The sequence below is a fragment of the Pseudomonas sp. CROZ-RG-20F-R04-15 genome (assembly GCF_022662375.1).
Classification (GTDB): Bacteria; Pseudomonadota; Gammaproteobacteria; order Pseudomonadales; family Pseudomonadaceae; genus Aquipseudomonas.
Map to the genome: position 1 here is coordinate 322,696 of NZ_JAKNQL010000004.1, position 20,042 is coordinate 342,737.

14 protein-coding genes and 1 tRNA gene are annotated in these 20,042 nt (G+C 60.5%); 10 read left to right on the forward strand and 5 right to left on the reverse strand.

Going from position 1 to position 20,042, the window contains the following annotated elements; genetic code table 11:
- Positions 1 to 31 precede the first annotated feature (31 nt).
- On the forward strand, positions 32 to 1,486 hold the full coding sequence (locus L8H52_RS09320; protein WP_242206841.1) for an amidase: 1,455 nt from the start codon (positions 32 to 34) through the stop codon (positions 1,484 to 1,486).
- A gap of 86 nt (positions 1,487 to 1,572) precedes the next feature.
- Positions 1,573 to 1,649 (forward strand) — tRNA-Met (locus L8H52_RS09325).
- A gap of 68 nt (positions 1,650 to 1,717) precedes the next feature.
- Here L8H52_RS09325 and L8H52_RS09330 read toward each other — a convergent pair.
- Entirely contained in the window at positions 1,718 to 2,116 is a 399-nt protein-coding gene (locus L8H52_RS09330) for a helix-turn-helix transcriptional regulator (protein WP_242206842.1), read from the reverse strand.
- A gap of 189 nt (positions 2,117 to 2,305) precedes the next feature.
- Positions 2,306 to 3,406 (reverse strand): DUF2817 domain-containing protein, encoded by a 1,101-nt coding sequence (locus L8H52_RS09335; RefSeq protein ID WP_242206843.1) that lies wholly within the window; start codon positions 3,404 to 3,406, stop codon positions 2,306 to 2,308.
- Between the two features lie 261 nt (positions 3,407 to 3,667).
- On the opposite strand from L8H52_RS09335, the gene ggt reads away from it, so the two are divergent.
- Positions 3,668 to 5,500: a gamma-glutamyltransferase gene (gene ggt, locus L8H52_RS09340; RefSeq protein WP_242206844.1), complete on the forward strand. Its 1,833-nt coding sequence runs from the start codon at positions 3,668 to 3,670 to the stop codon at positions 5,498 to 5,500.
- Between the two features lie 423 nt (positions 5,501 to 5,923).
- Positions 5,924 to 6,292 (forward strand): DUF6124 family protein, encoded by a 369-nt coding sequence (locus L8H52_RS09345; protein WP_242206845.1) that lies wholly within the window; start codon positions 5,924 to 5,926, stop codon positions 6,290 to 6,292.
- A gap of 90 nt (positions 6,293 to 6,382) precedes the next feature.
- Here the strand turns inward: L8H52_RS09345 and L8H52_RS09350 are convergent, their stop codons facing one another.
- Entirely contained in the window at positions 6,383 to 6,982 is a 600-nt protein-coding gene (locus L8H52_RS09350) for a flavin reductase family protein (RefSeq protein ID WP_242206846.1), read from the reverse strand.
- A gap of 174 nt (positions 6,983 to 7,156) precedes the next feature.
- Positions 7,157 to 8,473: a PAS domain-containing methyl-accepting chemotaxis protein gene (locus L8H52_RS09355; protein WP_242206847.1), complete on the reverse strand. Its 1,317-nt coding sequence runs from the start codon at positions 8,471 to 8,473 to the stop codon at positions 7,157 to 7,159.
- 238 nt (positions 8,474 to 8,711) lie between these two features.
- Here L8H52_RS09355 and L8H52_RS09360 point away from each other — a divergent pair, with 238 nt between their 5' ends.
- Entirely contained in the window at positions 8,712 to 10,082 is a 1,371-nt protein-coding gene (locus L8H52_RS09360; RefSeq protein ID WP_242206848.1) for a gluconate:H+ symporter, read from the forward strand.
- Between the two features lie 39 nt (positions 10,083 to 10,121).
- On the opposite strand, the gene L8H52_RS09365 is transcribed toward L8H52_RS09360, so the two are convergent.
- Positions 10,122 to 11,435, reverse strand: a complete 1,314-nt coding sequence (locus L8H52_RS09365) for an MFS transporter (protein ID WP_242206849.1) — start codon at positions 11,433 to 11,435, stop codon at positions 10,122 to 10,124.
- A 351-nt stretch (positions 11,436 to 11,786) separates the two neighbouring features.
- On the opposite strand from L8H52_RS09365, the gene L8H52_RS09370 reads away from it, so the two are divergent.
- The 5 genes from L8H52_RS09370 to L8H52_RS09390 all read left to right on the forward strand — a co-directional run bounded on the left by L8H52_RS09370 (position 11,787) and on the right by L8H52_RS09390 (position 19,929).
- Entirely contained in the window at positions 11,787 to 13,205 is a 1,419-nt protein-coding gene (locus L8H52_RS09370) for a TIGR00366 family protein (RefSeq protein ID WP_007912940.1), read from the forward strand.
- Between the two features lie 187 nt (positions 13,206 to 13,392).
- The gene (locus L8H52_RS09375) at positions 13,393 to 15,090 is read left to right on the forward strand and encodes a molecular chaperone HscC (RefSeq protein ID WP_242206850.1); all 1,698 of its coding nucleotides are present in this window, start codon (positions 13,393 to 13,395) and stop codon (positions 15,088 to 15,090) included.
- An 11-nt stretch (positions 15,091 to 15,101) separates the two neighbouring features.
- On the forward strand, positions 15,102 to 16,829 hold the full coding sequence (locus L8H52_RS09380; protein ID WP_242206851.1) for a J domain-containing protein: 1,728 nt from the start codon (positions 15,102 to 15,104) through the stop codon (positions 16,827 to 16,829).
- Between the two features lie 97 nt (positions 16,830 to 16,926).
- On the forward strand, positions 16,927 to 18,621 hold the full coding sequence (gene acpA, locus L8H52_RS09385) for an acid phosphatase (protein ID WP_242206852.1): 1,695 nt from the start codon (positions 16,927 to 16,929) through the stop codon (positions 18,619 to 18,621).
- A 120-nt stretch (positions 18,622 to 18,741) separates the two neighbouring features.
- Positions 18,742 to 19,929: a hypothetical protein gene (locus L8H52_RS09390; RefSeq protein WP_242206853.1), complete on the forward strand. Its 1,188-nt coding sequence runs from the start codon at positions 18,742 to 18,744 to the stop codon at positions 19,927 to 19,929.
- Positions 19,930 to 20,042: the final 113 nt, after the last annotated feature.

A 20,042-nucleotide genomic window follows, 5' to 3' on the forward strand; every position in this document is an offset into this window, starting at 1 on the left:
GCTTTTCCAGCCGTCTGAAAGGCCGCTTGCAATGAACTCTAATAACATCAGCGAACTGGTCCTGTTGCAGGCTCACGCGCTCGCCGACCGCATCCGCCTGCGCCAGGTGTCCTGCCGGGAAGTGATGCAGACTTACCTTGCCCATATCGAACGTTTCAACCCGTTGGTCAATGCGCTGATCAGCCTGCAATCACCGGAACATCTGCTGGCTCAGGCCGATGAGCACGACGCCGAACTGGCGCGCGGCGAGTACCGTGGCTGGATGCATGGCTTGCCTCATGCGATCAAGGATCTATCACTGACCCAAGGCATCCGCACCACATTGGGGTCGCCGCTGTACAAGGACTTTGTGCCTGAGCGCGACGGCATCATGGTCGAGCGGATCAAGGCTGCTGGGGCGATCATTATTGGCAAGACCAACACCCCGGAATTCGGTCTCGGCTCGCAAAGTTACAACCCGTTATTTGGCGCCACCGCTTGCGCGTATGACCCGAGCAAAACCGCCGGCGGCAGCAGTGGCGGTGCAGCGGCGGCGCTGGCGATGCATCTGGTGCCTGTCGCGGATGGCAGCGACATGATGGGCTCGCTGCGTAATCCGGCGGCGTTCAACAACATCTTTGGGTTTCGTCCGTCGCAGGGTCGTGTGCCGTTCGATGACAGTGCGGATCTGTTTTTTGATCAGCTCGGTTATGAGGGGCCAATGGCGCGCAGTGTGAAAGATGCGGCGTTGCTGTTGTCGGTGCAGGCTGGCGGTGATGCGCGGGCGCCGTTGTCCATCGCTGAATCCGGTGAGGCGTTTGCGGCGCCGCTGGAGCGTGATTTCAAAGGCACGCGGTTGGGTTGGTTAGGCGATTTCAATGGTTATCTGCCGATGGAGCAAGGCGTGCTGTCGCTGTGTCAGAAGACCTTCGGCGACTTTGAGAGCCTTGGCTGCCACGTTGAGTCCGTTCAGCCGGATTTCGCGCCTGAGCAGCTGTGGAGCAGTTGGCGGACGTTGCGGCACTGGATGGTCGCGGGGTCGCTGGGCGCGACGTATGCCGATCCGCAGAAACGCGTGTTGCTGAAACCGGAAGCGATCTGGGAAGTGGAGAATGGCTTGAAGCTGTCGGCCAGCGAAGTGTTCGCCGCCTCAGTGGTGCGCAGCGATTGGTATCGGGCGATTTCCCGGCTGTTCGAAAAGTACGATTACCTGCTGCTGCCCAGCGCCCAAGTGTTCCCTTTCGACAAAACCAAGCCGTGGCCAACGTCTATCGAAGGCGTGGCGATGGACACGTATCACCGCTGGATGGAGGTGGTCATCCCCGGCACGCTGTCGGGCTGCCCGGTCGCCAATGTTCAGGCGGGATTCAATGCGCAGGGTTTACCGATGGGCCTGCAAATCATCGGCAAGCACCAGGCCGACTTCGCTGTCCTGCAATTGGCGCACGCGTATGAGCAGGCCAGCCGCTGGTTCCAACGCTGCCCTTCGCCGCTGCTGAGGCAGTGATTTTGATAAACGGTTGAAAGCGTAGAAAAAATTTTTAAATTTACGCTTGACGCTTTTCCATTTCAGGGGAATAATGCGCGCCACTTGGCTACATAGCTCAGTTGGTTAGAGCATAGCATTCATAATGCTGGGGTCCGGGGTTCAAGTCCCTGTGTAGCCACCAAGTACTAAAAACGGCTTACCGAAAGGTAGGCCGTTTTTTTATGCCTCGAGAAAAGCCTCGGTTATCTGTTACTTCAAAACATCTTTTTCTTCGTCGCTCGCTTTGGTCGCTGCCTGTGCGATCAGGGCGTCGAGCATCTGCGCAATGACCTTCTGTTGGACCTTCGAAAGCTCATTGATGGACTGCAACCGTCGATACCACGTCGAGGTCAAGCTGCGTCTGGGCGTCTCCGTGTACGAGGGAACCCCGAGCAGGTCTTCAACAGGCACGCGAAGCGCAAACGCCATCTTCACCAGCGTCGTGACCGGCATGCTGCGCGTGCCCTCCTCGTAGCCCTGAAAGGTTTGCCGGGAAAGACCTAGAGCCCTTGCAAACCGAGTCTGTGTGATCTCGTGCACTGTGCGTAAGTGCGCAATGCGACTTCCCATCGCCACTAGAAAATCGCGGTCCTCATCGGAAATACTCATGACAATGGCCGACTGAAAATAGAGTTGAATGGCAACGGACTCATCCTTTTCATCTGAAATCCATCCTGGAAAAACGATAGAAACCATCCTCAGGTAAAGGCGCGTAAGTTGTCGACCTGAAAGGTTTGTAGGAGAAATGTGGAGCAACCGCTAGGTCGGGGCGAGGTACTACAGGCGCGAAATGCCTTTTCAGCAAGCCAACGCCGCCAACCCTTTCGCCCAGATTTGCCGCGTGCGCAAACCGACCATTGCGCGCCAATCCGGATCAGCGGGATAGAACTGCTCGAGCAGATTCAGTTTGATCTCGCGCCCTATCGCATCCAGCGGATCACCATGCAGATGCAGCCACTGGTCATCACGCAAATGCCGATGCACATCCGGCCCCGGATACGTCCCGCACTCGATCACGAACGGCATCAGTTGCGCACCCGGCAAAGCATTGAGCAATGCTTGCGATGTGTAACCGGTGGCTGTCGCCGCGATGCCGGTTTCGCTCAAGGTGTCGGCGCCGGTGTGCAGGGTGTAAAGCCATGGGCCATAAATTGCCTGGGCCTGCGCGAGTGCCGGGTACGGCGCCTGGGTGATGGTCAGCAACATCGGATGACCGTACTCGCCAGCGCCGGTGTGCAGGTCGAAACACATCACCGTTTCAGCGCCAGCCAGATGCGTTTCGATGATTTGATGCAAAGTGCGATTCGACCAACTCGGCGCGCGGCCACCGTAAAACAGTCCGTCGGGATGGCTGTGCTGACCACCCTCGACAATCGACATCACCGCTGGCCAACCGTGTTCGTTGATTTGCGCATCGAGCAAGGCATCGGCGCGTTGGCGCTCGGGGCCGTGCAAATCGGTGCAGGCGTAGATTTCATGCAGTGCGGCGTACGCGCGGTTATCCGGTAAGGGTCCTGTGAAATCGAGGTGATTGCGGTTGAGGTCGATGTTGTCTTCGTTGACCCGGCGTAACCACGCCGTGCCCCATGGATTGATGAGGTGCACCATCACCACCGCGACATCCTTGGGCAGCGAGCCCGGTACGAATGCCTTAAACCAATCGATCTGACAATCCGAGCCGTAATAACCCTCGACCCCGTGAGTACCGCTGAGTGCTACCAGACGACGTTTGGCCTGTGGATCGCCGAGTATGGCGACGTCGGTGCTCAGCGGTTCGCCGAATGGCCCGCAGCGTGGATGTGCGTAGGAGGTGAGCGTGGCGCCGGCGGCGTTGGCGGCGGCCAGAAACTGTTCGCGTTGATTGCGGTAGCTGGATTCGGTGGGGAATTCGCTGTGCATGCTTGGCCTCTTGTTGGTTTTGTATTTGTGGGAGCGAGCCTGCTCGCGAAGCGGTGCTTCATTCAATATTCAGGCTGGCTGATACACCGCATTCGCGAGCAAGCTCGCTCCCACAGGTGCTCAGTGCAGCTCAACGGATTTGCGGTTGACCCTAGCGAACATTCGCCCCGAAAAGAAAGACAAAAATGCCCACCGGTTTGCGTCGCGACCGAGCGGTCGATAAAGTCCCTGTGACTTTTATCCCACGGACGGAGAGCCCGCGTGTTTTCAGCCTTGCCCTTGAGCCGCTTTCGCCTGCCTGCCCTGACGCTGATCATCAGCGCCCTGACCCTCACCGCGTGCAACGCCCCACCCTCCTCGACCTTGCCGTTGGCACCGGAAGCGGCGTCCGGTTTCCGCACCGATCTGCAAACCCGCCACGCCAGTAAACACATGGCCGCCGCTGCCAATCCACTGGCCGCTGAAGCCGGTCGAGAGATGCTGCGTCAGGGCGGTTCGGCGATTGATGCGGCGATTGCGATGCAAGCGGTGTTGACCCTGGTTGAGCCGCAATCGTCCGGGATCGGCGGCGGCGCGATGATCGTGTTGTGGGACGGTAAACAGGTGCGCACGTATGACGGTCGCGAAACCGCACCGGCCGGCGCCACCGAAAAGCTGTTCTTACGCGCTGACGGCCAGCCGATGTCGTTCCCGCAGGCGCAGATCGGCGGTCGTTCGGTCGGTACGCCGGGCGTGTTGCGCGCGCTGGAAATGGCGCATAAGCAACACGGTCGCCTGCCCTGGGCGAAGCTGTTTGAACCGGCGATCAAACTGGCCGAGCAAGGCTTTGCGATATCCCCGCGTTTGCACTCGCTACTGGAAGCAGACCCGGTGATCCGCCAGTCGCCGGACATGGCCAAGTACTTCCTCAACGCCGACGGCAGCGTCAAAGCTGTTGGCACGCGTCTGCAAAACCCGGCATTGGCCGCCGTGCTCAAACGCATCGCCACCGAAGGCGCGGACGCGTTGTACAAAGGCCCGATCGCCGCAGAAATCGTCGCCAAGGTTCAGGGCCACGCCAACCCCGGCAGCCTGTCGCTGAACGATCTGCAGCGCTATCAGGCCAAGGAACGTGCGCCGCTGTGCACCGATTACAAGCGCTGGCAGGTCTGCGGCATGCCGCCACCGTCGTCGGGCGGGATCGCCGTGGCGCAGATTCTCGGCACACTGCAGGCACTGGAAACCCGCGACCCACGTCTTTCCCTGACGCCGCTGAAACCGGTAAAGACCGACAAACCGGCCGGCATTGAACCGGATCCGCAAGCCGTGCATCTGATCGCCGAGGCCGAGCGTCTGGCCTACGCCGACCGCGCGCAATACGTCGCCGATACCGACTTCGTGCCGGTGCCGGTCAAAGGCCTGGTCGACCCGGGTTATCTGGCCAGCCGCGCCAGCCTGATCGGCGAACGCAGCATGGGCAGCGCCAAACCGGGCACACCGCCGGGCGTGCGGGTGGCCTACGCGCCGGACCGTTCGCCGCTGCGCATCTCCACCTCGCAAGTGGTCGCGGTGGATGACCTCGGCGGCGCGGTGTCGATGACCACCACCATCGAAGCCGCGTTCGGTTCGCACCTGATGGTTCAGGGTTTTCTGCTCAACAACCAGATGACCGACTTCTCGTTCATCCCCGAAGAGAACGGCCAGAAAGTCGCCAACCGCGTCGAACCCGGCAAACGTCCACGCTCGTCGATGGCGCCAACACTGATCTTCGATCGCCACAGCGGCGAATTCGTCGCCACGGTCGGCTCGCCCGGTGGTTCGCAAATCATCGAATACGTAGCGAAAACCACCGTCGGCCTGCTCGACTGGAACCTCGACCCGCAAAGCGCCATCAGCCTGCCCAACTTCGGCAGCCGCAACGGCCCGACCGAACTGGAACAGGGCCAGTTCAGCCCGGCGCTGATCAAGGCGCTAAAAGACAAAGGGCATGCGGTGAGTGAAATCGACATGACCAGCGGCACCCAGGCCATCGTGCGGGTCAAGGATGCGCAGGGGAAAGCGTCGCTGGAGGGTGGCGCGGATCCACGGCGGGAAGGCGAAGCTTTGGGGGATTGAGGCTAGGAGGCAAACAAAAAAGGCTTACCGCGAGGTAGGCCTTTTTTTATCGGGGCGAACAACGAGTAAGGGGCGTTGTTTGTCCCGCGAGCAAGGTTTCAATGTTTAAAAATGCCGTAAAAATACAGAACCGTCCCACAAGGTTTTCAGGTTGTCCGTCGGACGTCCGCTCTCTAGGCTGTGCACGTCGCTGCCAATTCAGTGACCGGGCCTGGAAATCCGACGACAGTTGTGCGCACCAGCGCCATTCATAACGTATCCTTGCGCGCCCTTATGGTGTGCACTCTGTTATGGCGGCTGTGCGCGGGAGACCTTCGGGTCTGCCGGGTTACTCTGTCCCGGATTTCCAGCCTGCGTACAGCTGCCACCCATTCGCCTGGAAATCGAATGGACCAGCTACAACCGTCACACAGGGTAATCATCATGAAAAAGCCAACACCCAATCCCCCCGAAACAAACACCGATCCAACCTCCCCCTACGCCTCCATCGACAGCAAAAAACTCCACGAAGCGGCCGACCGCGCCCTCGACCACTACCTAAAACCGACTGCTCACCTCATGGCGTCCAATCGCCCCTACGAGCCGATGTACCTCGCCAACCCGGTGTACGACACGGAATCGTTGCTGGCCAATGCCAGCGAAACCCTCGGCTCGGTCACCGAGATGCTCAACAACTTTGCCGCCATGCTTGATACCTCACACCGCAAGACCGCGCTGGGCATCGCGCAAATCGTCATGCTGACTGAGCTGGCGGTGAATCAGGCGCTGGATAACGTTCAGCCGACGGCGTAATTACTTCGACGTATAAAAAATCCGATGCCCGCGAAGGCATCGGATTTTTTTGATTGGGCCAAAGGTCAAACATCAACGCAAAGCTATTATTCAAACCGTTAGCGTCTTGCCATCCACCGCATCACCAATCTTCAGGAAATGCCCACCCGCCACATGGTGCAAGGTGCGCAAACCGTCATGCCCTTCGAAATGCCAGCGCCCTTCGCTGAATACGCGTTCATCGGCGTGGGCGGCGATGACTTCGGCGAGGAACAGGTCGTATTGCTCGTGATTGCGCGGCTCTGGCAGCAAACGACATTCCAGCCAAGCGACGCAGCCTTCTAGCAGCGGCGCTTCGACTCGTTCGCCAGCAAACGTCTGCAGGCCGTAAGCCTGAAACTTGTCTTGTCCTTGGGTTTGGGTGATGTCCAGACCCGAGGTATTGCCGACGGTTTGCACGATGTCGGCTTGATCGACACAAGGGACGTTGAGCACGAAAGTGCCCGAGGCTTCGAGAAGTTGGCGGGTCCAGGTGGATTTATCGAGGACGACGGCGACTTTCGGTGGTTCGAAGTCCAATGGCATTGCCCAAGCGGCGGCCATGATATTGCGCTGACCGTCGTGGGCGGCGCTGACCAGTACGGTCGGCCCGTGGTTGAGCAGACGGTAGGCTTTGTTCAGGGGCACCGGGCGGCGGTGGGAATCGCTCATGGGATCTGCTCCGGGGGAAAAGGAGCCGATTGTAGCGCCAGACCACAGAAAGAAGGCGGGGGAAAAACCTGTGGGAGCGAGCCTGCTCGCGAAAGCGGCGTGTCAGTCAACAGCACTGCTGAGTGAACTGACGCATTCGCGAGCAAGCTCGCTCCCACATGGGCTCAGTGCAGGTCAGTGGGAGAGTTGATTGGCAAACTGGCCGACAGCATTCACGACTTTCTGCGCACCATCCTGAATCTCGACAATCACCGTACCTGCCTCTGCCGCCAGCGCCAGCCCCTGTTCGGCCTGAAGCTTGCCGTCGGTCATCAGCGCCACCGCATTGCGCGCCATTTCCTGGTTCTGCCGTACCACGGTGACGATCTCTTCGGTCGCCTGACTGGTACGCGAGGCCAGTTGCCGCACTTCGTCGGCCACCACCGCAAAACCACGGCCCTGCTCACCGGCACGCGCCGCCTCAATGGCAGCGTTGAGCGCCAGCAGGTTGGTCTGTTCGGCGATGCCGCTGATGGTTTTGACGATGGTGCCGATCACCTGCGACTGCTCATTCAGCGCTTCAATGCCTTCGCCGGCGGCCTGCATGTGCCGCGACAGATCTCGCATTACGTTGACCGCTTCAGTCACCACGGTGGTGCCACGTTGCGCGGTGCTGTCGGTTTGCTGCGAAGTGCTGTAGGCGATGCTGGCTGCGTCGGCGACGGCTTGCTCGCGGTTGACCTGATCGGTGATCACCGTGGCGAACTTCACCACTTTGTAGAGTTTGTCGTTGGCATCGACCACCGGGTTGTAGGACGCCTCCAGCCACACCGTACGACCATGGCTGTCGACACGTTTGAAGCGGTCAGCGACGAACTCGCCATTGTTCAGACGACGCCAGAAATTCTGGTACTCGGCGCTGTTGTATTCCTCCGGAGCGCAGAACGTGCGGTGATGTTTGCCCTTGATCTGCGCCAGGCTGTAACCCATGCCGCTGAGGAAGCGATCGTTGGCGTTCAGCACATTGCCGTTGAGGTCGAACTCGATCACCGCAGTGGAACGCACCAGCGCACCGATCAGGTTTTCATGTTCACGAGAAGCTTCAATGGTGCGGGTCAGGTCGCTGGCAAACAGCGAAATGTGCTTGATGCGCCCATCCGAAGAACGCACCGGTTGCACGATCGAACGCAGCCACGCTTCTTCACCATTGCCACGCAACAGGCGCACGGCACCGGCGAAATGCTCGCCGCGATTCATGGCGTTTTTGAAGCGGTGGTGGAACTCGTCTGACTTCACATGTGCCGGGACGATGTCTTCAATGGCACGACCGATCAGGTCATGACCCTTGTAGAGCATCTCGGTGAGGAAGTTCTGGTTGACCGATTGAATGCGCCCGTCGGGCTCAAGGGTCAGCACCAGCATCTCGCTTTCCAGGCTTTCCTTCACTTGCACAAGGCTGGAGAGTTCTTCACGAAGAGCGGCCAGCTCTTGCTTCAAGCGTTTGTTGAACATGGGAAAGTACCGATGGGCAGGATAGAAAGCGGGATGCAGCCTAGCCATCGGCCTTGAAAATCTTTTCTGAAGAGCGCTTGCGACCGGTCAGTCAAAAATAATCTCGACAGGCCGTCGGACTGCTCCACCCTCCACAAGCCAGATACAAAACCCAGCGCTCTGGCCCGGCCATATCAGGTATTCTCAGGATAAATTGCAACAACATGTTGCCGGTATTCGCCCGATAAGGAGTCCCGTTTTGGATTTATCGACCGCTGCCTGGATGGTGCATGACACCCGCCTGATTCTCTGCTGCCTGCTGGCCATTGCGACGATCATCGTGTTGATCAGTGCCACCAAACTTCCGCCGTTTCTATCGATCCTGATTGGCACTTTCATCGCCGGTGTCGGCGCCGGTTTACCGCCCGAAGACGTGGCCAAGGCGTTCAGCAAAGGCGCCGGGGCGATTCTCGGTGAAGCGGGGATCATCATTGCGCTGGGTTCGATGCTCGGTGCGCTGATGGCCGAATCCGGCGCCGCCGACCGCATTGCCTCGACCTTGCTCGGGCTGGGCAAAGGCAAGTCACTGCCGTGGGTCATGGCGCTGGTGGCGATGGTGATTGGCCTGCCGCTGTTTTTTGAAGTGGGGCTGGTGATGATGGTGCCGATCATCTTCGTCATGGCTCGCCGTTCAGGTCAGCCGCTACTGAAAATCGCGATTCCGGCACTGGCCGGGATGACCACCCTGCATGCGCTGATGCCGCCGCATCCGGGGCCGTTGATTGCCGTCAGCGCGCTGCATGCCGATCTCGGGCTGACCATGTTGCTCGGTTTCAGCATCGCCATCCCGGCGGTGATTCTGGCCGGGCCGCTGTACGGCAACTGGCTGTCGAAACGCATGCATGTCGATGAGCCGGCAGAGCTCGGCGCCCTGTTCAGTGCGCCGCCGAAAGCGCCGCGCCAGCCGAGTTTCGGCATGTCGCTGCTGATCATTCTGTTGCCGGTGCTGCTGATGCTCGGCAGCACTCTGGCGAAAGTCGCGATGAGCCCTGAAAGCAGCGTCGCTCTGACCCTGAAGTTCCTCGGCGAACCGTTGGTGGCGCTGGGCATTGCAGTGATGGCGGCGGTGATCTGCCTCGGCTGGGCCAATGGCATGCCCCGCGAAGACGTCGGCGGCACCCTGCGCAAAAGCCTCGCGCCGATTGCCGTGCTGTTGCTGACCATCGGTGCTGGTGGCGGTTTGAAGCAGACCTTGCTGGATGCCGGCGTCAGCCAGACCATCAGTAAAGTCGCTGAAGGCGCGCACATGCCGTACCTGTTGCTGGCCTGGCTGATCGCCGTGGCATTGCGTCAAGCCACAGGCTCGGCGACGGTGGCCACGACCACCACGGCGGGGATTCTGGCGCCGATGATGGCGGGCCTCGTCGCAACACAAAGTTCGTTGGTGGCGTTGGCGATTGGCGCCGGCTCGGTGTTCTTCTGCCACGTCAACGACGCCGGTTTCTGGATGGTTCGCGAGTACTTTGGCTTGCAGCTGAAACAGACGATCTGGGTCTGGTCGATCCTGCAGACCATCGTCTCGGTGGTGGGCCTGGTAGGGACGTTGCTGTGGTGGCACTGGTTGACGTGACGGCCTCGGCGGGTTTGCGCAGAGGCCGTTAACTCGCCTTCAGGAACAGGGCGCCACGGATTGGCTGCCGACTCGGGGCATGCGCGCGCCAAAATACGCCGCGCTGACGATGCCGACCATGCCCATCACCGCGCAGAACATCACACAAATCCACGGGCTCCACGGCATCAGACCGATCAGCAGCAGCGGTGTGATGCTTGCCCAGGCGGCGTAGGCGATGTTGTAGGTGAAGGAAATGCCTGACACACGAATACGCGCCGGGAACAGGCCGACCATCACCGATGGCACCGCGCCGACCACACCACACGCCAGACCGGCAATGGCGTAGGCGATACCAATCCACTCGCCACCGCTGATCAGGCAGCCGTAAAGCACACCGATACCCAGCGGCAGCAGCAGGCTATACAGCATGACCGTGCGCCACGCGCCAATGCGGTCGACCAGCAGGCCGGCGATCACGCAACCGATGTTGAGAAAGACGATGCCCAATGCACTGAGGGCGAAGGTATGGCTGGCGGTCATGCCAAAGGTTTTCTGCATCATGGTCGGGGTGATCACTACGAACACCACCACTGCCGAGGTCAATACGCAGGTCAGCAACATCGCCGGCAACATCGCCAATCGATGCTCGCGCAGCACCGTGCGCAGCGGCAGCTCGACCCGCGCTTCACGCTGCGCTTCCATGGCCATGAACACCGGGGTTTCGCTCAGCCAGCGGCGCAGGTAAACGCCAATTACGCCAAACACGCCGCCGAGCAGGAACGGGTAGCGCCAGGCGTAATCGAGGATTTCAGCAGGTGTGAAGACTTGCGCGAGAAACGTCGCGGTCAATGCGCCGATCAAGTAACCGAAGGTCAGCCCGGCCTGCAAAAAGCCCAAGGCATACCCGCGATGTCCAGTCGGTGCGTGCTCGGCGACGAACACCCAGGCGCTCGGCACCTCACCGCCGACCGCCGCACCTTGCAGAATGCGCAGCGCCAGCAACAGCAACGGCGCGAAATAACCGATCTGCGCATAGGTCGGCATGATCCCGATCAGCAGACACGGCAGCGCCATCATCAGGATGCTCAGGCTGAAGACTTTCTTGCGCCCGAGTCTGTCGGCGAAATGCGCCATCAGAATCCCGCCCAGCGGCCGCGCCAGATAACCGGTGACGAAAATCCCGAAGCTTTGCAGCAGGCGCAGCCACTCAGGCATTTCCGGCGGGAAGAACAACTGGCTGAGGGTCAGGGCGAAGAATACGAAAATGATGAAATCGTAGATTTCCAGCGCACCGCCAAGGGCTGCAAGGCCGAGGGTCTTGTAGTCGGAACGGCTGAACGGCGCAGGTTTGGCCGGGGATTGGGCAGTCATGGCAAAGAACTCGGAAACAGGCAAAAAACCAAGGCGCCCATGGTCTACGCAAATGCGCGGATGGACAACCCGTTAGACCATAGTCCCGGTTTTGCAAAACCTGCTCACAAAGCATCGGCAGTTGAATTACTGTTATTGCCTGTCCAGCGGGATCACGCCAACCCCGGCCAACCGCAGTGAACCTCATGAGGGAGCGAGCCTGCTCGCGAAAGCGTCAGTTCAGGCGACCTCAATGTTGAATGTGCCGACCTCTTCGCGAGCAGGCTCGCTCCCACAGGGGATCTCCGCGCTGTCGAGATGGGCGCCTGCTCCCGCGGACCACAATAACCATAAAAATCCGAGGTACTCCCTGTGGCCGTTGATATCGAAGATAGCCGCTCCGCACGCTTTGCCCTGCGCTGTTCAAGTTTCGCCGAACGCTGGTTTCCCGATTCCTGGGTATTCGCCGCGCTGGCCGTGATCATCGTCGCCCTGGCCACGCTGGCCATGGGCGCCAAACCCACCGATGCGGCGATGGCCTTCGGTGACGGCTTCTGGAGCCTGATTCCGTTCACCATGCAAATGGCCTTCGTGGTGATCGGCGGCTACGTGGTCGCCAGCTCGCCACCCGCTGTAAAACTGATAGATCGCCTGGCGCGGATCCCGAAAAACGGCCGTTCCGCCGTGGCCTGGGTGGCGCTGATCTCGATGGTCGCGTCCCTGCTCAACTGGGGCCTGTCGCTGGTGTTCGGCGGTTTGCTGGTCCGCGCCCTCGCCCGCCGCACTGACCTGAAAATGGATTACCGCGCCGCCGGTGCCGCTGCCTACCTGGGCCTTGGTGCGGTGTGGGCGCTGGGTTTGTCGTCGTCGGCTGCACAATTACAGGCCAACCCCGCCAGCCTGCCGCCGTCGATCCTGTCGATCACCGGGGTAATTCCATTCACCGAAACGATTTTCCTCTGGCAGTCCGGCGTCATGCTGCTGGCGCTGATCGTGATCTCGATCATCATCGCCTACGCCACCGCCCCCGGACCGAACTCGGCGCGCGATGCCAAGGCCTGTGGCATCGACCCGGCCTTCAACCTGCCACCGCTGCAACCGCGTACGCGTCCCGGTGAATGGCTGGAACACAGTCCGCTGCTGATCATCGTGCTGGTGCTGCTGGCGGCGGGATGGCTGTTCCACGAGTTTTCGACCAAACCGGCGATCACCGCGATTTCCGGGCTGAACACCTACAACTTCCTGTTCATCATGCTCGGCGCGTTGCTGCACTGGCGCCCGCGCAGTTTCCTCGATGCCGTGGCTCGTGCGGTGCCGACCACCACTGGCGTATTGATCCAATTCCCGCTGTACGGCTCGATTGCCGCGCTGATGACCACGGTCAAAGGCACCGATGCGCAAACCCTGGCGCACCACATCTCGACGTTCTTCGTCAGCATCGCCTCCCACGACACCTATGCACTGCTGATGGGCGTGTACTCGGCGATACTGGGCTTCTTCATTCCGTCGGGCGGCGGCAAGTGGATTATCGAAGCGCCGTACGTGATGCAGGTCGCCAATGATCTGCAATATCACCTTGGCTGGGCGGTGCAGATCTACAACGCTGCAGAAGCGCTGCCTAACCTGATCAACCCGTTCTACATGCTGCCGCTGCTCGGCGTACTCGGACTGAAGGCGCGGGATCTGATCGGCTTCTCGTTCGTGCAGTTGCTGGTGCACACGCCGCTGGTGCTGCTGTTGCTGTGGGCACTGGGGACGACATTGGCGTATACGCCGCCGGTCATGCCGTAAACCCAAACGGGCGCAGTCATGTGGCCGCGCCCTGCACTTTGCTCCTGAAACAGCCGTGTATCGGGCTGTCTGTCGCAAATAATGGCTCAGAGCCATCATCCTGCTTTACCGCATCGCACCCTCAGTAATATTCTGCGCGCCCATAAATGTTTCATTTGTTTACCAAGCGCAAAGGGAGTTCGTTGCAATGATCGTAGGGATTGACCTGGGAACCACCAACAGCCTGGTCGCCGTCTGGCGTGGTGATGCCACCGAGTTGGTGCCCAATGCCCTGGGTCAGTTCCTGACACCGAGCGTTGTCGGGCTGGATGACCAAGGCCGGATTCTGGTCGGCCAGGCGGCGCGTGAGCGTCTGCACACGCATCCGCGCCTGACCGCATCGCTGTTCAAGCGCCACATGGGCAGCGCCACGGAAGTTTATCTGGCCGACAAAGCGTTTCGCCCGGAAGAACTCTCCGCGCTGGTGCTCAAGAGTCTGAAAGAAGACGTCGAGCGCGCGTTTGGCGAAACCGTCAGCGAAGCCGTGATCAGCGTCCCGGCCTATTTCAGCGATGCCCAGCGCAAGGCCACGCGGATCGCCGGCGAACTGGCCGGGCTGAAGGTCGAGAAGCTGATCAACGAACCGACCGCCGCCGCCCTCGCCTATGGACTGCACCAACGGGACAAGGAAACTTCGTTTCTGGTTTTCGACCTTGGTGGCGGCACGTTCGACGTGTCGATTCTGGAGCTGTTCGAAGGGGTCATGGAGGTGCGCGCCAGCGCCGGTGACAACTTCCTCGGCGGCGAAGACTTCGACACTGTGCTGCTTGAGCACTTCATCAGCCAGCACCGCTCAGCCGCAGACTTCCCTGAGCGCAGCAGCGTCATCCAGCCGCTGCGTCGCGAGGCCGAGCGTGTGCGCAAGGCGCTGGGGCAGGACGACAGCGCCGAATTCCGCTTGCAACTCGGTGAGCGGCAGTGGACGCAAACCATCACCCAGCAACAGTTGGCGACGCTGTACATGCCGCTGCTCGAACGCCTGCGCGCGCCGATTGAACGGGCACTGCGCGATGCGCGCATCCGCGTCAGCGACCTCGACGAAATTCTGCTGGTCGGTGGCACCACACGCATGCCGCTGGTGCGCAAACTCGCCGCCGGGCTGTTCGGCCGGTTCCCGTCGATCACCCTTGATCCTGATCAGGTGGTGGCACAGGGCGCGGCTATTCAGGCGGCACTCAAGGCCCGCGCCGCCGCGCTGGAAGAAGTGGTGCTGACCGACGTCTGCTCCTACACGCTGGGTATCGAGACTTCAACGCAGGTCGGCCGCAACTATGAGAGCGGCCACTACCTGCCGATCATCGAACGCAACAGCATCGTGCCGGTCAGTCGGGTGAAAACCGTGTACACGCTGCACGACAATCAGGAACACGTGGTCGTGCGGATCTTTCAGGGCGAAAGCCGTCTGGTCAAAGACAACGTGGCGCTCGGCGAACTGGACATCAAGGTGCCGAAACGCAAGGCCGGCGAAGTTGCCCTCGATGTGCGTTTCACCTACGACAACAACGGCCTGCTGGAAGCCCAGGTGAAAATCCCCCTGACCGGGCAACAGCATTCGCTGGTCATCGAGAACAACCCGGGCGTGCTCTCCCCCGAGGAAATCCAGCAACGCCTGCAAAACCTGGCACAGCTGAAAATTCATCCGCGCGAGCAGCAGGTCAACACGCTGCTGACTGCACGTCTGGAGCGTCTCTATCAGGAGAGCCTGGGCGATCTGCGTGATCTGATGGGCGATTGGGCCAAGCAATTCCAGATCGCCCTCGACTCTCAGGACGAGCGGCAGATCCGTGAAGTGCGCACCGACTTGAGCCGCCGCCTGAGCGAACTTGATCGCACCCCGTGGCAATAAGGAGCCTGGCCATGGATTGCTGGTCGGTGCTGCACCTGCACGATGACGCTGAAGCCCGCGACATCAAACGCGCCTATGCGCGCCTGTTGAAAACCTTCCGCCCCGATGAGGACGCCGAAGGTTTCCAGCGCCTGCGCGAAGCCTACGAACAGGCGCTGGCGATTGCCCGGTGGCGCCTTGAAAACGCTGAGCCTGCGGACGAGGACGACGTCGCCGTGGCCACGGCATCCAGTACCTTTGCCGCACTGGCATTCGATGCTGCGCTGGCAAACAAACACAGCCAGCCGCAAAACCCGGCGTGGGATTTTGCCGGTCTCGACTTTCCGCCCGTCAACCCGGCCGCTCCTGAGCCTTTTGCAGCGCCGGCGAAGGATGATGTTTTGCCTGTCGAGCCAGTGACCGCGGCCGCGGACTCAGAAGCGTATGCGCTTGAAGCGCAGGCCGCACGGCAACTGCTTGAGGGGCTATCGCCCGACAACCTCGACGAGCGCTGGAGTCAGGCGCAACAGCAAGGCTGCGCCAAGGCCTTCGAAAGGCTGTTGCTGCAACTGTGTTTTGAACAGCCACAACTGCGCGCTCCGGTGCTGCACTGGGCCGTCGAGCAACTCGGATGGTTGGGGCCGTGGCAAGAAGTCCTGATCAATGATCATCAGCGCGACCGGCTCGCCGAAAGCCTGATGTCCGACTATCGCAACACCCTGCAAGCGCTGCTCGAAAGTCAGAGCGAACGCGAATTCCTCAACGTGCTCAAACGCTACAGCGCCCAACCGTGGCTGCAGGTTTTCGATCGCCGCGAACAATGGCAGCAAACCCTGCTGCACTTGCTCAATGACAGCGAGTGGAGCGTGCCGCTGTTCGACCGCATCGGCCAGCTGTTCGGCTGGGATCACAGCAAAGGCCTGCACCCGCAACCGGTCTGGCTTTGGGACACGTTGATCGAACGCTGCGATCAGGAAAGCTTCTACGACAATCTGCGCGCCAAGGCTGAAAGCGACCGCACCTGGGCGGCCGACGTGCAAGCGGCGCATCTGCTGATCAATCCGCTCAAGCCGATGCAGCAGAAGAAAATCATCGACGGTTTTGGCCAGAACGAATGGCAGGCCTGCCACGATCTGTCGGAAAAGCTCAAATGGCGCTTCCCGGAACTGCTAGCGCGATTACCTTATGCCGATGTTTTTTACTGGCGGCGGTTCTTCCCACGGCCCATCGCTGCCGAAACCTGGGTGCGCGTGTGGGCGGCCATTGCCTTGGCGCTATGCCTGATCTATCTGGGCCTTGGGAAAAGAAATTCCGCAGACCTTATCTTCATTCCAATGATATTTGCCTGCGTACCGGTATGGTTTTTCCGCTTCGCACTGAGTTGGTGGGTGGTGCTCACGGCCCATGTCATCGTGCCGGACCTGTGGCTCACCGAAAGCCTGATCCCACGCAAATGGAACCCTGACACGCGCTGGCTGGTGATACGCCACGGAGTACCGCAAGGGGTGATGGTGCTGCTGTTTTCGCTGATGCTTGGCCCGCTGGGGGCGATCACTTATGTCGGCACGCTGCTGATCGGGCTGGTGCACAAACGCCGTATCGGTTCGCTCGATCCGCAGTTGAGCAGCCGCCGCCCTTGGCTGACAGCGTTGCATTGGGCGCACTTCAGTCCGCTGCAATTGCTGTTTCTGGTGGTCATGACTGCGATTACGGCGGCCAGCAGACTGGGTTTTTCGCTCAGTCAACTCATGCCCGGCTAGGCATGCAGCGCCAGTGTCGTCTGTCACCCAACCGTCACATTCACTTGCTAGCGTCCGCCCGAAACATACTGAAACAATTAAGCAAGCGGGCTGACCGATGAAAGACGAAACAGACAGCACTGACGCACCTGAATCCGATAACCCGACCGATACCAGCCGCCGCCGCTTCCTTGGCGGCGTGGCGGTACTGGGCGTCGGTGCCACGTTGACCGGATGCGGCAGCGCCGCTGATCAACCGGGCAAACCGACCGAACGCCCGCTGACGCCCGCCGAGCTGGACAAAGCCCTGCGCGATCAGGTGAAAACCGTGGTGGTGATCTACGCCGAGAACCGCAGCTTCAACAACCTGTTCGGTGATTTCCCCGGTGTCGAAAAACCGCTGGCAGCGCTCAAGCCCGGCGACTATCAACAACGTGACCGCGACGGCTCGCTGCTGCAAACCCTGCCGCCCGTCTGGGGCGGCGTCCTGCAAATCGGCCCGCAAACCCTCGATGGCGTGACCTACCCCAGCGCCACGCAGTTTCAGGAAAACCTGGCCAACGCACCGTTCGCTCTCAAAGGCCCGAACGCCGAAGATTTGCCATTCGGTCTGGTGACCCGCGATTTGTGGCATGTGTTTTATCAGAACCAGATGCAGATCAACGGCGGCAAGAACGACGGCTTTGTCGCCTGGGCCGACTCCGGTGGCTTGACCATGGGCCACTACGCCCAGAGCCGGTATTCACTGCGCCTGTGGGACGTCGCGCAGGAATTCGTGCTGTGCGACAACTTCTTCCAGGGCGCTTTTGGTGGCTCGTTCCTCAATCACCAGTACCTGATCAGCGCCACCGCGCCGTTCTATCCGGACGTTGCCAACTCGGTGGCCAAATCACAGATCGCCGCGCTGCAAAGTGACAATCCAGCCGATCCGCGCCTCAAGCCGCTGGACGCATCACCGGCCAGCGCCATGACCGGCCCGCCGCAGTTCGGCCCAAGTGCACTGACCCCGGATGGCTTCGGCGTCAATACCCTCGCCCCGCCCTACTGGCCCACGTGGATTCGCGATCCGGAGCGCCCGGCGTACTCCAAAGCGGATCTGCCCAACGTCATGGTGCCGCAAACCCACGAACACATCGGCGACAAGCTGTCGAAAAAGAACATCGATTGGGCCTGGTACGCCGGCGCGTGGCAGGCGACGCTGGATCAATACAAGGATTCCGGCGGCATTCCGAAGATTCCCAATTTTCAGTATCACCACCAGCCGTTCAACTACTTCAAGCAGCAAGGCCCGGAAAACCCGCAAGAGCGCAATAAACGCCTGCGCGATGCCGGTCTGGGCGATGAGTCGAGCAGCAACAAATTCTTCGCCGATGCCGAAGCGGGCAAGTTACCGGCGGTGAGTTTCTACAAACCCCAGGGCAACCTGAACATGCACGCCGGCTATGCCGACGTGGCGTCCGGGGATCGGCACATCGTCCGCGCGCTGAAAGTGCTGCGCGAAAGCCCGCAATGGCAAAACATGGTGGTGATCGTCACGGTCGACGAAAACGGCGGCTGGTGGGATCACGTCGCACCGCCCAAGGGGGACCGCTGGGGCCCGGGGTCACGCGTGCCAGCGTTGGTGGTGTCGCCGTTTGCGCGCAAAGGCACGGTGGATCACACGATCTACGACACGGCGTCGATCCTGCGGCTGATCACTCGCGTCTTCCAGTTGGAAACCCTCGACGGCCTCAAACAACGGGACGAGGCGATGATTGCCCGGGGCCAGAAGCCCATGGGCGATCTGACCAACGCTCTGCATTTTCAGGCCTGAAAACCAGCCCTGCGAGTTTGCGCAAAAATCTGCCGATGACGGCTTCTCTGTCAAACGCGGCTGATCCACTATGAGCCGCCCCCGATACGCGGGGGAACCGACGCTGAAAAGGATCTGAGCATGTTCAAACTCGCAGGATTTAACCCGACCGCACTCGCTCTAGCCGCACTCACGCTGAGCGCGACCGCCCACGCCGATGTCGATCTGAAACTGGGCAGCACCGAACGCGTTACCCGCCTCTTCGCTTACCCCAACAACTGCAACGTGATCTGCTTCCGCAACTGGACGCTGGAACAGACTGTCACCCACTACCTGAGCCAGAGCGTGCAACGCGATGGTTATGCCGATGCCAAAGTGCTGGTGAAAACCGATAACGGCCAGCTCTACGCCGAAATCACCGGCGTGCCTAAGGATTACGACAAACCGTTGTCGGCGCTGCTGGACGCAGGAGATCTGGCCTACACCGGCGCCAGCAAACTCAACGCCGACGGTAAATGGGCCTACAGCTGGTATCTGTTCCTGCCGCTGGGCATGGCCCTGGAAAACCGTAAAAGTGTCGAGTTGCTGCACTTTCCGCCGGATTACTCGCTGACCCAGGCACAGGATTATCTGCGGTCGAACACCACCGATCGCTGGGCGACGTTGCTGACTGACAACGGCATTCCGGCCGGGCAAACCCCCGCTTATCAAACCATCATCGACATCGCCCCGATTGCCGCGCCGTCCAATGCCGGCAGCGATCTGGAAGGCGTGTATGACTACTTCAAGGATTACCAGACCACGCTGGTCAAACAGTTCAGCCAGACTGCCAGCGGCACGACGCTGCCGATGGTCGCGTTCGGCGCGCCGGTGCGTAACTGGATCAAGCAGCAATACGGACCAACCGTGAATGTCTTGGGGCTGGCGACCATCAGCCCGAGCGAAGGCGTGAAAGTGCCGGTGCTGGGCTCCAACCACCCGAGTTACATCTGGTACGCCGCCGACCCGAAGAGCTACACCGGCGACGATGCGCAAGCCAAAGCCGATGCGGCGGGTCTGAAAGTCATGGGTCAGGATTTGAGCGCCGCTTGCTGGCAGGCCGGAATGGGCAGCAAACCGGGCAGCGATGCGCAAACAACGCTCAACAGTTGCACACAGACGTGGCAGGTCACGCAGAAAGTCAAAACCTGCGAGCTGTTCTACACCTCGATCCGCAATCTGACCCCGGAACAGGCCACCGCCAAGTGCGCGACCACCCCGATCAAGGCGCAACTGAAACAATTGCAGGCACCGCTGCCAGCCACCGCAATCCCCGCCCCGCACCTGTAATCGCCTGAAGCCTTCCCGTGTCAGCCAAGGCTGACGCGGGAAAGCGTATAAATCGCCTGTCAGATCTGACAGTAGACCGGCTATACCTAATAGGCCACGATTGGATCCAAGCG

Excerpts from the sequence above, each read along its gene's own strand:
- L8H52_RS09320 (WP_242206841.1), top strand. The coding sequence starts at position 32 with ATGAACTCTAATAACATCAGCGAACTGGTCCTGTTGCAGGCTCACGCG.
- acpA (WP_242206852.1), top strand. The coding sequence starts at position 16,927 with ATGAAAGACGAAACAGACAGCACTGACGCACCTGAATCCGATAACCCG.
- L8H52_RS09345 (WP_242206845.1), top strand. The coding sequence starts at position 5,924 with ATGAAAAAGCCAACACCCAATCCCCCCGAAACAAACACCGATCCAACC.
- L8H52_RS09365 (WP_242206849.1), bottom strand. The coding sequence starts at position 11,435 with ATGACTGCCCAATCCCCGGCCAAACCTGCGCCGTTCAGCCGTTCCGAC.
- L8H52_RS09355 (WP_242206847.1), bottom strand. The coding sequence starts at position 8,473 with ATGTTCAACAAACGCTTGAAGCAAGAGCTGGCCGCTCTTCGTGAAGAA.
- L8H52_RS09350 (WP_242206846.1), bottom strand. The coding sequence starts at position 6,982 with ATGAGCGATTCCCACCGCCGCCCGGTGCCCCTGAACAAAGCCTACCGT.
- L8H52_RS09330 (WP_242206842.1), bottom strand. The coding sequence starts at position 2,116 with ATGAGTATTTCCGATGAGGACCGCGATTTTCTAGTGGCGATGGGAAGT.
- L8H52_RS09390 (WP_242206853.1), top strand. The coding sequence starts at position 18,742 with ATGTTCAAACTCGCAGGATTTAACCCGACCGCACTCGCTCTAGCCGCA.
- L8H52_RS09380 (WP_242206851.1), top strand. The coding sequence starts at position 15,102 with ATGGATTGCTGGTCGGTGCTGCACCTGCACGATGACGCTGAAGCCCGC.
- L8H52_RS09375 (WP_242206850.1), top strand. The coding sequence starts at position 13,393 with ATGATCGTAGGGATTGACCTGGGAACCACCAACAGCCTGGTCGCCGTC.
- L8H52_RS09335 (WP_242206843.1), bottom strand. The coding sequence starts at position 3,406 with ATGCACAGCGAATTCCCCACCGAATCCAGCTACCGCAATCAACGCGAA.